The 11,936-nt window shown below is 65.2% G+C and carries 15 protein-coding genes; 13 read left to right on the forward strand and 2 right to left on the reverse strand.

Annotated features, from left to right (window positions below; genetic code table 11):
- Positions 1 to 105 precede the first annotated feature (105 nt).
- The 13 genes from VNS22_RS11390 (at position 106) to VNS22_RS11450 (ending at position 10,728) form a co-directional block, all read left to right on the forward strand.
- Complete coding sequence (locus VNS22_RS11390) at positions 106 to 1,515, forward strand: alginate export family protein (protein ID WP_325732471.1); 1,410 nt, start codon at positions 106 to 108, stop codon at positions 1,513 to 1,515.
- A complete protein-coding gene (locus VNS22_RS11395) occupies positions 1,515 to 3,164 on the forward strand; it encodes an MFS transporter (protein ID WP_325732473.1) in 1,650 nt (549 codons plus the stop codon). The genes VNS22_RS11390 and VNS22_RS11395 overlap by 1 nt, the downstream gene beginning before the upstream one ends.
- 1,206 nt (positions 3,165 to 4,370) lie before the next feature.
- Positions 4,371 to 4,745, forward strand: a complete 375-nt coding sequence (locus VNS22_RS11400) for a LysR family transcriptional regulator (protein ID WP_325732475.1) — start codon at positions 4,371 to 4,373, stop codon at positions 4,743 to 4,745.
- A 5-nt stretch (positions 4,746 to 4,750) separates the two neighbouring features.
- On the forward strand, positions 4,751 to 5,293 hold the full coding sequence (locus tag VNS22_RS11405) for a LysR substrate-binding domain-containing protein (RefSeq protein WP_325732477.1): 543 nt from the start codon (positions 4,751 to 4,753) through the stop codon (positions 5,291 to 5,293).
- Positions 5,294 to 5,449: 156 nt separating this feature from the next.
- Positions 5,450 to 6,487: a hypothetical protein gene (locus tag VNS22_RS11410; protein ID WP_325732479.1), complete on the forward strand. Its 1,038-nt coding sequence runs from the start codon at positions 5,450 to 5,452 to the stop codon at positions 6,485 to 6,487.
- A gap of 98 nt (positions 6,488 to 6,585) precedes the next feature.
- On the forward strand, positions 6,586 to 7,011 hold the full coding sequence (locus VNS22_RS11415) for a hypothetical protein (RefSeq protein WP_325732481.1): 426 nt from the start codon (positions 6,586 to 6,588) through the stop codon (positions 7,009 to 7,011).
- 11 nt (positions 7,012 to 7,022) lie between these two features.
- Positions 7,023 to 7,508 carry an ABC transporter permease subunit gene (locus VNS22_RS11420; RefSeq protein WP_325732483.1) on the forward strand — a complete coding sequence of 162 codons (486 nt, stop codon included), beginning with the start codon at positions 7,023 to 7,025 and terminating at the stop codon, positions 7,506 to 7,508.
- A complete protein-coding gene (locus tag VNS22_RS11425) occupies positions 7,457 to 7,933 on the forward strand; it encodes a hypothetical protein (protein WP_325732485.1) in 477 nt (158 codons plus the stop codon). The genes VNS22_RS11420 and VNS22_RS11425 overlap by 52 nt, the downstream gene beginning before the upstream one ends.
- The gene (locus tag VNS22_RS11430) at positions 7,924 to 8,247 is read left to right on the forward strand and encodes an ABC transporter permease subunit (protein ID WP_325732486.1); all 324 of its coding nucleotides are present in this window, start codon (positions 7,924 to 7,926) and stop codon (positions 8,245 to 8,247) included. The genes VNS22_RS11425 and VNS22_RS11430 overlap by 10 nt, the downstream gene beginning before the upstream one ends.
- A complete protein-coding gene (locus VNS22_RS11435) occupies positions 8,240 to 9,145 on the forward strand; it encodes an ABC transporter ATP-binding protein (protein WP_325732488.1) in 906 nt (301 codons plus the stop codon). The genes VNS22_RS11430 and VNS22_RS11435 overlap by 8 nt, the downstream gene beginning before the upstream one ends.
- A 1-nt stretch (position 9,146) precedes the next feature.
- Positions 9,147 to 9,326 carry a hypothetical protein gene (locus VNS22_RS11440; protein ID WP_325732496.1) on the forward strand — a complete coding sequence of 60 codons (180 nt, stop codon included), beginning with the start codon at positions 9,147 to 9,149 and terminating at the stop codon, positions 9,324 to 9,326.
- Positions 9,327 to 9,329: 3 nt separating this feature from the next.
- Positions 9,330 to 10,532, forward strand: coding sequence for a CoA transferase (locus VNS22_RS11445; protein WP_325732490.1), 1,203 nt, complete (start codon positions 9,330 to 9,332; stop codon positions 10,530 to 10,532).
- Position 10,533: 1 nt separating this feature from the next.
- Complete coding sequence (locus VNS22_RS11450; RefSeq protein WP_325732492.1) at positions 10,534 to 10,728, forward strand: hypothetical protein; 195 nt, start codon at positions 10,534 to 10,536, stop codon at positions 10,726 to 10,728.
- A gap of 61 nt (positions 10,729 to 10,789) precedes the next feature.
- Here the strand turns inward: VNS22_RS11450 and VNS22_RS11455 are convergent, their stop codons facing one another.
- Both VNS22_RS11455 and VNS22_RS28550 read right to left on the reverse strand, forming a co-directional pair.
- Positions 10,790 to 11,746: an IS5 family transposase gene (locus tag VNS22_RS11455; protein ID WP_325732494.1), complete on the reverse strand. Its 957-nt coding sequence runs from the start codon at positions 11,744 to 11,746 to the stop codon at positions 10,790 to 10,792.
- A 64-nt stretch (positions 11,747 to 11,810) separates the two neighbouring features.
- A complete protein-coding gene (locus tag VNS22_RS28550) occupies positions 11,811 to 11,933 on the reverse strand; it encodes a hypothetical protein (RefSeq protein ID WP_414653343.1) in 123 nt (40 codons plus the stop codon).
- Positions 11,934 to 11,936: the final 3 nt, after the last annotated feature.

Raw genomic sequence — 11,936 nt, forward strand, 5'->3', positions numbered from 1 at the left:
CGATGGCTGCGGCAACAGCTGCGGCATCCATGGCCACGACCACCGCATCGCCTGGACCACACCCGTACCATCCCGCGAGCGGCGCATGTTCTGGGGCGCGCTCGGTTGCTCCTGCTTCGCCGTCTGAGCCTCGCGGTGGCAACGCTCCTGGCAGCCCCGCCCCTGGCCGGCGCGTCGGCCGCACCGGACGCCCGCTCTGGGTTCCTGCCGCTGCGGCAGGACGAGGACTGGCAGGCCTTATGTGCGCCGGGCGCGCGCCAGGACGTTCTCGACCGGCTCAAATGCGTGCCGCTGGCTGGCGACGGAGCGGTCTGGCTGTCGCTGGGCGGCGAGATCCGCGAGCGCTTCGAGTACACGAACGACCCGCTCTGGGGCGAGGATCCGCAGGACGACGGGGTGTTCCTCCAGCGCTACATCCTGGGCGCCGACCTCCATCTCGGCCCGCAGCTGCGCCTGTTCGGCCAGCTCTACAGCGCGCTGGAGGATGGCCGGGCCGGCCCGACCAGCCCGGTGGACGAGAACCGGCTCGACCTCCAGCAGGGCTTCGTCGAGCTGCGCAACGCACCGGATGCCGCCACCCTGGCCCTGCTCCGGCTGGGCCGGCAGGAGCTGCGCTACGGCACGGGCCGGCTGGTCGACGTGCGCGAGGGCCCGAACGTCCGCCGCAAGTTCGACGGCGGGCTCGGGCGCCTGCAGGGCGACGGCTGGCGGCTGGATGCGCTGGCGGCCCGCCCGGCCGAGGACGAGCCAGGGATCTTCGACGACGGGACCCGGGAAGACCAGGGCCTGTGGGGTGCCTATGCCACCACGGACGCACCCGGCTGGCTGCCATTCGGCGGTGCCGTCGACCTCTACTATCTCGGCTACCGCAACGAGGATGCCAGCTACGTACAGGGCAGCGGCGGGGAGACCCGCCAGACGCTGGGCGCGCGGCTTGCCGGCGAGCAGGCCGGCTGGGACTGGAACTGGGAGCTGATCGGGCAGTTCGGCCGGTTCGCGGGCGGCGACATCCGCGCCTGGAGCGTCGCGTCCGACACGGGCTACACCTGGAACGACCTGCCCTGGCAGCCGCGCCTGGGCCTGTCCGCCAACATCGCCAGCGGCGACGACGATCCGGACGATGCCGATCTCGGCACGTTCAACCCGCTCTACCCGCGCGGCAACTACTTCTCCGAGCTGGCCCTGCTGGGCCCGCGCAACTTCTACAACCTCCACCCCTTCCTGACCGTCCGGCCGACCGAGCGGCTCGAGCTCACCGCCGATCTCGACCTGTTCTGGCGGCTGGAGGCCGAGGACGGGATCTATGCGCCGAACGGCCGGCTCCTGCGGGCTCCGGACGGCAGCGGTGCCCACCATGTCGGGACGGAGATTTCGGTGAACGCCACCTGGCAGGTCCACGAGCAGGTCAGCCTGACCGCGATCTATGCGCACTTCTTTCCCGGTCGCTTCATCCAGGAGACCGGCCCGTCCGACGACATCGACTATGTCGAGCTGACCGTCCGGTTCCAGTTCTGATGGCGCGGCACCATGCAGCCGGCGGCGCGCCGGCAGGTGCGGCCGGGACCTCGGCCTGGGCGCCGCTGCGCAAGCGCAGCTTCCTGCTGATCTGGTCGGCGGCAGTGCTGTCCAACATCGGCACCTGGATGCATGACGTCGCGGCCGCCTGGCTGATGACCTCGCTGGCCCCGGCACCCTTGATGGTGGCCATGGTCCAGGCGGCGGTGAGCCTGCCGGTCTTCCTGTTCGCCCTGCCTGCCGGTGCGCTTGCCGACCTGGTCGATCGCCGCCGCCTGCTCCTCCTGCTGCAGGTGGCGGCAGGCTGTCTGGCCGCGGTCCTGGCAATGATCGTCGCCACCGGCCTGATCACGCCGGAGCTTCTGCTGCTCGCCACCTTCCTGATCGGCACTACCACCGCACTGGGCGCGCCGGCCTGGCAGGCGATCACCCCGGATCTGGTGCCACGAACATTGCTCACCCAGGCCGTGGCGCTGAACGGGGTCGGCATCAACATCGCCCGGGCGATCGGTCCGGCCCTGGGCGGCCTGATCATCGCCTCGCTGGGCCTGGGCTGGCCATTCCTGTTCAACGCCCTGAGCTTCCTGGTCGTGATCTCGGCCCTGCTCCTGTGGCGGCCGCCGCCCCGGCCGGCTTCGGTGCTGCCGGCCGAACGGCTGTTCGGGGCCATGCGCAGCGGCATGCGCTATGCACGCAGCAGCCTGCACCTGCGCGCCACTTTGGTGCGCTCCGCCGCCTTCTTCCTGTTCGCCAGCGCGTTCTGGGCGCTGCTGCCGCTGGTGGCGCGCGGGCCGCTGGCCAGCGGCCCGGGCCTCTATGGCAGCCTGCTGGCCTCGGTCGGCTGCGGCGCGGTGCTGGCGGCAGCGGCCCTGCCCAGGCTGAAGGCCCGGCTCGGCGCGGACGGCATGGTCATGGCCGGCACGGCGCTGCTGGCCGCTGCCATGACCTGCCTTGGCCTCCTGCCGATGCTGGCCGTGGCCCTGCCCGCCTGCCTACTGGCCGGCCTCGCCTGGATCGCGGTGCTTTCCAGCCTGAACGTATCCGCGCAGATGTCCCTGCCGGCCTGGGTACGCTCGCGCGGACTGGCGGTGAACCTGGCCGTGTTCTTCGGCAGCATGACCGCCGGCAGCGTGCTGTGGGGGGTCGTCGCCGGCGTCATCGGACCGCTGGCGACCCTGCCGGTCGCCGCGGCAGGCGCCGTGGTCGGCTTGGTGGCGACCCGGTCCTGGCATCTGCTGGGCGACGACGTACCGGACCTCTCCCCGTCCGGGCATTGGCCGGCACCGGTGCTGGACCAGGCGGCGGCGACCGACGGCGGCCCGGTGCTGGTGACGGTCGAGTACCGGATCGATCCCCACGACGCACCCGCCTTTGCCGATGCGATGGCTGAACTCGGCCGGTCGCGGCGGCGCGATGGGGCGTTCTTCTGGCGAGTGTTCGTCGATGCCGCCGACCCGCAGCGTCGGATCGAGGCGTTCATGCTGGAAAGCTGGCTCGACCACCTGCGCCAGCACGAACGGGTGACGGCGGCGGACCGGGAGATCCAGGAGCGGGTTCACGCCTTCCACCGAAGCAGCGAGCGACCTCTGGTCACCCACCTCCTAGCCGAGCAGCACCCCGGCGTGACCCGCCACTACCAGGGCAGCTAGAGCAGCTCCTCCAGGGTGACCGGGCCGGGGCGTGCGGCTCCAGCACCACGAATTTGCTCAAGATCAAGAACTGACCCTATGGAAAGTTTACTAATTTACATAGTAATTATTATTGTACCAGATGATTGCGCAATTATATAAATCATGCTAGCCTTGTCAGCATATTTTCTTTTGAGCAGCAAGACAGCCTTATTGTCTTTAGAAACTGTTTTGCTCTGCTGAAACCTCTGGCTGCCCGGGAGGTCGGCCGCGCCTGGAAGAAGGCCCGGACGGGAGGCGGTATGACGAAGTCGGTCTTGCAGGTAGCCCGCAACGCACCGGCTGCGGGGGAAATGGCGCTGCCGAGCCACGCCGGCCGGTTCTCCGGCGCGGCGATGCGCAGCCGCCCCTCTTCGCCGCGCATGTGCTGCGCCCGTTCCTGCGCACCGCCTGCCGAGGGATCGTGGCGCTGGTCGGCGAGGTGCGGGAGTTGCGCCAGGCCTGGGGCTTGGCCGGGAGCCCCACCACGCCACGCCAGCCCACGTCGCACCTCGCCTACCGGCGGGCGCGTACAAGGGCCCCATGCCAGGATGTCCAGGCCGCGCTGATCGGGCCTTCACCGAAAATCCCAGGTCGGCGTCTTGATGCCGGAGCCCAGGCGCAGGTCACGGGTGTCGATGTCCCGCGGCTCGTGACCGGGTCGGTCTCTCGAGCCGACGCTGGCCAGCAGCCCGCTGAAGTCTTCCAGCCACTCGGCCACCAGATGAAGGACGGACCTTGCCCTGCTTCTGGATGCGGACCCGCACCCCCAGCATCCGGCTGCCCCGCACCATCCGCCGGTAGCGCTCGAACACCAACGGCCACACCATCAGGTTGGCGATGCCGCCTTTGTCCTCGATCGTGATGACATCACCCCGCTGGCGGACCAGGACCAGCCCGCCGCGGTGAGATGGCAGTCAGCTTGGATAAACGGCTGGCCGCACCTAGCATGGAGTCGGGAGGTGCTAGGTTGAGAGAACGCGCATGGATGCTTGCCCGATTATCTGTGATCACTAGAAGATCAGATTCGCGAATCTATCAGATCGTCGGGCGGAGCCCGCACAAGAAAATGAGAGATGACAACGCAAGGGAAAGCTTTTGAGATCGGCGCAATGAGAACATACATCACGCCTGCTTCACCCGTAATTTTATCGCCATGACATAGGAGACATGACAGGGAGCCGGTTGATGGATACACGGCGTCTTCGTTACTTCGTTGAGATCGTCGACGCGGGAAGCCTGACGCGCGCAGCTTCCCGTCTAGGGGTCGCTCAGCCGGCGCTCAGCCAGCAACTGGGGATCATCGAGGAAGCGGTCGGGGTTATGCTCCTGACCAGGACGCCCCGAGGGGTCGTTCCGACCGAGGCCGGGCAGCTGTTCTACGCCCGGGCTCAGCTCATCCTCCGGCTGTCGCATTCGATCCGGGAGGAGGTTCGCCACCTGGAGCAACATCCGATCGATACGGTCTCAATAGGGATTCCCTTCAGCACGTCGCATCTGGTGTCGGTGCCCCTGTTCGAAGCGGTTCGGAGCGAGCACCTGGCATCCGCCTGCGCATCGTGAGCGGGGTGAGCGGCAATCTTGAGCAGCTGTTGCATAGCAACAAGCTGGACATGGCGCTGCTGTTCCAGCCGGAACCACAAGGGCTGCAGGTGGAGTGGCTTTTCCAGGAGGCGCTCTACCTAGTGGCTCCGCCCAGCCTGGCGGTGCCCGATCCCTTCCCGCTCGCTCGCACCGCCGATACGCTCATGCTCCTGCCCAGCCCCAACCTCGGCCTTCGTACACTCATCGACAGTGCACTCGCCCGCCACGGCATACGGCCCAATATCGTCGCAGAACTGGATGGCTCGATCCCGACCCTATGTACTGCCATCGAGCACGGCCTCGGCTGCAGCATCATGCCTTGGGCCGCCTTCAGCGACAGCGCTGCGCGTGGCGAAGTGGCGGGATATCCGCTGACGCCGGAGATGTGGCGGCCGGTATCCTTGTGCCGGTCAGCCGCTCCGGCAGCATCAAGAGCCAGCCAGGTCGTGTTCGAACGGATGCGTCGCCTGATCAGGGAGGACCTCCGACACGCAGTGGAGATTGGTTCGATCAGGCTCCAGTCATAAGCTGAAGCTTATATTAGAATCGGAATTTGCTATTTCCTCTGATGGCATGTGCTCGCTAGCCTCCGGCCTCAGAATCGGGAGGCTAGCGATGAGAAAGATTCGCCGCACCTTGTTGGGTGCATGCGCCGCGTTTGCGATGTCCTGTCTGGCGCCGTGATGGCCCAAGCTCTTCCTGACTACTGCCCGCCAGAATACGATCAGATCGTCGAGCAATCAAAATCGGAAGATGGCCTGCTAATTTACTCTGCGATGGCAGCATTCAACTGGAAGTCGGTACTTGACAGCTTTGCCGAAAAGTATCCTTGGATCAAGGTCGAGACACTCGACCTGAACAACGAGCTTTGGGATCGCTACTACCCGGAACAGGCGAGCGGCTCGCGCATGGCGGATTTCATCGCAGCCTTCGGCATTTTGAGGTGGATCGAGGCATCCGAGCGTCAAGCGCTGCTTCCTTACGAATCGCCGGAAGAGCCGCACCTTCCCGCGTTCGCCAACCCGATGCCAGGTGCCTATACCCTTTCGGCCGCCCCTTCGCTGATCGTCTGGAACAAGCACGTCATGCCGGATGGTGACGTTCCGGACACTGCCGAGAAGCTGAAGAACCTCGTCCAGAACAATTCCGGCATGCTGGATGGCCGCCTCGTCACCTACGACGCCGGTGCGGGCGCCGAATCGGCGATCTGGAACTGGGTGTGGACACAGGCGCATGGCGAAGAGATCTGGAGCGACTATGAGGTCCTGGGCCCGGCATCCCGTGCCGAACGTGCGGGCGGGGTCATGCTCGAGAAGATCACGAACGGCGAGTATGCGCTGGCTTACCTGATCAGCGGCATCACAGTGTTTCCGAAGCTCGAGGATCCGGGCCGCAAGGGCGTGGTCGAATGGTCCTTCTTCAAGGACAAGCAGCCGATCTATCCTCGCCTGATGGCGGTCACCGCGAGCAGCCCCAGCCCCAACTCCGCCAAGCTGCTGCTCGATCATGTTCTGTCCTACGAAGGACAGGTAGGCTTCGGGAAAGGCGGGCTGACGCCCGTACGCGATCTCAAGCCCGAGGACGTCACCTTCTATACCTACCAGACGATCCTGGATGAGGTAGGTGGCGAAGAGCACGTGCAGCGGATGACCTACGACAAGGCTCAGCTCCCCCAGATTGATGCCTTCGTCGAAAAGTGGAAGACCGCGTTCGGCCGCTGATCGCAGTCGTTTCCTGATCACCATCGAGCTGGCGTCGAACATGGCCGTCATGCCCTTGACCTCCACGCCATCACACACCGGACGGAGCGGGATGAGCGGTGAGCGCCCGCTGCAATGGGGGAGTGTTCATCGCGATCCTGATCCTGGTGGCTGCACCGATCGTTCCGGTCATCATGCAGTCCTTCTCGACCAGGCCGCTCTATGATCCAACGGGCATGTTCTCGCTGGGCGGCTATGCCCGTGCGGTCGGGAGCGCCCAGTTCTGGGCGGCCCTGGCAACGACCCTCGAATTCTCCGTCATCGCGACCTTGATTGCGCAGGTGACCGGGGTGGCTACCGCCATCCTGGTCGCTCGCACCGATCTGCCCGGATCGCGCCTGTTCGCCAACGTGATGCTCTGGCCGATCTTCATCAGCCATCTGGTGCTGGCGTCGGCTGGATCGTCGCTTACGGGCCGTCCGGGTTCGTCACTCTCTGGCTGCAGCAATAGCTGGGATTCCGCCCCTGAGACCTGTACTCGCTGAGCGGCCTCTCGATGGCTGCCGGACTGTCGCTGGCGCCGCTGACCTTCCTCTATTGCCTCGGTGCGGCCCGCACGATCGATCCCACTCTCGAGGATGCGGCTCGCCTGAGTGGTGCCGGCCCTTTTCGGACGGTGATCGCGATCACCTTGCCGCTGCTCCGGCCGGCCATCGTCACCACCACGATCCTGAACTTCGTCCTGGCGCTGGAACTCTTCGCGATGCCGCTCCTGCTGGCGGTGCCGGGTGGGATGCACTTCCTCACGACCTTCATCTATTCCGAGGGCTTTGAAGCGACGACTCCGGATCATGCCCTGGCGAGCGCCGTCGCAGTCATGCTCATCGGCATCGTGCTCGTGTTCTTCCAGATGCGCCTGCTGGGCGACGGCCAGCGCTTCTTGACCATCGGCGGCAAGGCGGGACGGGCACGGATGATGGGGCTCGGCCCGTGGCGCTGGCCGATCGCGCTTACCTTGGCGCCTATCTCTTCTTCACCGTGATCCTTCTGGTCGGCGGCCTGATCGCCAGGTCGTTCACCGCCGTGCTTTCGCCATTCGTGCCGCTATGGAGTGTGCTCACCCTCGAAAACTACGAGATCATCTTCTCTTATCCCGCCTACATACGCTCGATCTGGAACACGCTGGGCGTGGCGGCGGCACGTGCCGCGATCGGCACGGTGCTGATTGCCGTGACCGCTCTGGTGGCGCTGCGCTCCAGCTTTCCCTGGCGACGCCCCTTGGAGTTCCTGGTCCTTTATCCCCGCGCGATTCCGGGACTGCTGGTCGGCATGGGTGTGCTCTGGGCGACGGCCTGGCTGCCGATCATTTCCTGGATGCAGAACTCCATTGCAATCCTGATCTTCGCCTTCCTGATGCGCCATCTGCCAACCGGCTATGGCTCGTCCAGCCGCTCCTGGTGCAGATAGGTCGGGACCACGACCGCAGCGCCCGCAGCGTCGGGGCGAGCTGGATCCAGGCCTGCTGGCACATCATCACTCCGCAGATCCGACCGGCCCTGCTGGCCTGCTTCGCGATCCTCTTCATCCATTTCATGAAGGAGTACGCGGTCGCGATCTTCCTGTTCGGACCGGACAGCGAAGTCATGGGAACCACGATGCTCGCCTTCTGGGTGCAGGGTGAGAATGGTTCGGTGGCGGCGTTGGCGGTCCTCCAGATGGCCATCATGGTGGTGTTCATGATCCTGTTCCGTCGGGCTCTGGGAGTGCGGACGCATGGCTGAGCTTGTCGTCTCCTCCCTCACGCGTTGCTTTGGTGCCGTCACCGCGGTCGACCGGGTGAGCTTCACGGTCCGCGACGGCGAGTTCCTGACGCTGCTCGGACCGAGCGGCTGCGGCAAGTCGACGACGCTTGCCGCCATTGCCGGGCTGGAGCGGCCAACTTCGGGGCGGATCAGCCTCGGCCACGACGTCTATTTCGACAGCGACACCAACCTGTTCCTGCCACCGGAGCGGCGCAACTGCGGCCTGGTGTTCCAGTCCTATGCGCTTTGGCCCCACATGACCGTGGAGGAGAACTGCGCCTTTCCGCTGAAGCTGCGCCGGGTGCCGAAGGAGCAACGGGCCAGCCAGGTGCGCGAAGCGCTGGCCCTGGTCGAGATGGAGCGTCTGGCTGACCGCTATCCCCACCAGCTGTCGGGGGGGCAACAGCAGCGAGTGGCGCTGGCACGCACGCTGGTCTTTCGCCCGGGCATCCTGCTCCTGGACGAGCCGCTTTCGAACCTGGATGCGAAGTTGCGGGATCGGGCGCGCAGCTGGCTGAAGCACCTGCAGTCCAAGGTGGGGCTCACTACCGTTTATGTCACGCATGATCAGGTCGAAGCATTAGCGATGAGTGACCGCATCGCCGTGATGAATGGTGGCCGGATCGCCCAGCTCGGTACGCCGAAGCAGATCTACGTCGCTCCCGCGGACAGGTTCGTCGCCGACTTAATCGGCACCAGCAACATGCTGGATGGCGACCTGAAGTCGGACGAGCGCGGGAGCTTCATCCGGTTCGCGGACGGCCAGTGCCTGAAGATCCCGGCGCCGCCCGAGAAGGCCGGGCCGCGGGGTTGTCGCTGCGATCCGGCCGGAGAGCATCCGCCTGTATGGTGGTCGGGCTCCGAGCGGCACCGATGATCTGATCCGCGGGCGCATCATCGACCAGAGCTATTTGGGCGCCCGCTTCGCCTATCAGATCCAGGCTCTGGGTGGCGTGTTGCGCGTCGAGACGGCCGAGGATCTCACCGGCCCGAATGTGGCGATGTCCGTGAATCCGGACGCCGTCGTGCTGTTTCGCGCCGAACACGAACAAGAGTAGATCATGGATTACCAGTCAGATGCCGTTTGCCCGCTCGACGGGATCCGCGTGCTCGACCTGACGAGGGTCGTGGCCGGCAACATGCTGAGCGTCGTGCTCGGCGATTTCGGTGCGGAGGTGATCAAGGTCGAAGCGCCCCGCAAGGGCGACACGCTGCGCGAATGGCGCGAAGACGGCATTCCCGTCTATTGGAAAGTCTATGGCCGCAACAAAAAGAGCATCTCGCTCGACACGCGGCTGCCACGCGGCAAGGAGATCCTGGAGCGCCTCGTCACACGATCACAGGTGCTGATCGAGAATTTCCGGCCCGGTGTCCTAGAACGCCTGGGCTTCGCCCCGGAGCGCCTGCTCGAGCTCAACCCCGGCCTCGTGATCGTTCGACTTTCCGGCTGGGGCCAGACTGGCCCCTATGCCAGACGTCCAGGGTTCGGCAGCCTCGTCGAAGGCATGTCGGGCTTTGCCGCCAAGAACGGATTTGACGACAAGCCACCAGCGCCGCCCAACATGGCCTTGGCCGACATGGTGGCGGGCCTTTATGGCGCATTCGCGGTAATGGTGGCCTTGCGAGAAGTCGAGGCGAAAGGTGGTCGCGGTCAGGTCGTCGACCTGTCCTTGCTGGAGCCACTGATCTCGATCCTGGGCCCGGACGCTGCCGCCTACAGGGTCAGCAAGACGTTGCCGCCCCGATCCGGCAACCGGGCGTCCATCTCGGCACCGCGCAATGTCTATCCGACCCGTGACGGCAAGTACGTGGCCCTCTCGGCCCCGACCCAGGACATGACCGAGCGCCTGTTCCGGGCAATCGGCCGGCCCGAGTTGATCGACGACCCGCGATTCCGCACCAATTCGGATCGTCTGCGGCATGTGGAGGAAGTCGACCACATCATCGGCTCCTTCATCGGCGGCTTCGACCGCGACGACGCGCTCGCCTTCTTCGACAAGGCCGAGGTCGCGGTCGGGCCAGTCTACGACGTCTCCGAGGTGCTGGAAGACCGGCACGTGATCGAGCGCCAGATCCTGGTCGAAATGACGGACCCCGACATGGGCATGATTCCGATGCACAGCATCGTTCCGCGTCTTTCCCGATCACCGGGCGCCATCCGCCGTCCTGCTCCCGAACTCGGGCAGCACAACGAAGAAATCTACTTGGGCCTCGATCTGTCCAAGGAAGAGATCGTGGACCTGCAGAAACAGGGAGTCATCTGACATGCACCTCTTGCGGTCCCTTTTGTTCGTACCAGTGCTGCAGCAGCATTTTCTGGACAAGGCGCATCTGCGAGGCAGCGATGCGATCATCCTCGATCTGGAAGACTCCATCGTTCCAGAGGAGACTGACGTGAAAGTCCAATCATGTATCCTGGCGGCAGGACGTGGCGGATCAGCAGACGCCTGCAGCGGATGACATCTGCTCGATCCACTGTCTGTTGGGTAAGGTCGGCCTGTCTGGGATCTCTGGATGGCGGTCAGCTGGTGATCTGATCGGCTCGTCGTAGGTTCATGGCCATGCAGAGCAACCAAAGCTGACAGCGGTTGCGGACGAGGCCACGATAGCGCACGCGCCGGTACAGGTAGCGCCGCTTCATGGTGCCGAAGAGCTTCTCGATCTGGCCACGCAAGGGCATGATGGCGACGTTCATCCATTTGTGCCAGCTGGGCTGACGCTTGCCGGCCTGCCGGCGGTGCATGATCCGGTCGGTGATGTCGATCTCGGCCAGGGCGTCTCGTCGCTCCATCGACTCGTAGGCCTTGTCGGCCAGCACCGCCCTTTCGTCACCGCAGATCAGAGCATCGGCGGCAATGCTCTCGCCAATGTCGGCGCTGGTAAGGATCGCTTTGCGGATCAGGTCGCTGCCTTGATCCACTGCCAGGTGCGCCTTGTAGCCGAAGAAGCTGCGCTGTCCGCGCCGGGTGAAGCCGGCTGCTGGGTCTCGTTCCGACACCTCGCCCGCGTGCATGGGCGGCCGCTTCACGTCGGCCTCGACCAAGGTCGCATCGATCATCGTGCCTGCCTTGATCATCAGGCCACGCTGCTCGAGCCGGGCGTTCAAGGCAGCGAACACTGCTTCGGCCAGACCTGCTTCAGCCAAGTCGATGCGAAAGCGAGAAAGTGTCGTGGCATCCGGCACAACTTCCTCCAGGCCCAGCCCGCAAAAGCGCCGGAAGCTCAGCCGATCGGCGATCGCCTCCTCAAGGTCACGATCCGACAAACGGTACCACTGTTGGAGGAGCAGGGCCTTCAGTTGCACCAGCGGTGGATAAGCAGGTCGTCCTGTTGACGCTCTGCGCATCGGCTGCAGCAGCGCCTCGATCGGTGCCCAGTCGACCTGCGCCCTGATCCGCTCCAGCCGCTGGTTGCTGCCAAAGGCGGCCGGCAGCAGGGCTTCCACCAAGCTCACCTGACCCACCGCCTTACGCACCATGGCCGCCTCCCATTACGCCTCACCAGGATCGAATCACAGCAGCAGCGGCGTGGAGTTGCCCCCGTCAGACCGGACACGTGGCAGATTGGGACGTAGCTCGTCGATACTCGCTGGGTGAGCGATAGGCGAGCCGGCTATGGGGATGGACCTCGTTGTAGTCGATCATCCATCCGTCGATGGCAGCCAGGGC

The organism is Geminicoccus sp. (genome assembly GCF_035556675.1).
Classification (GTDB): Bacteria; Pseudomonadota; Alphaproteobacteria; order Geminicoccales; family Geminicoccaceae; genus Geminicoccus.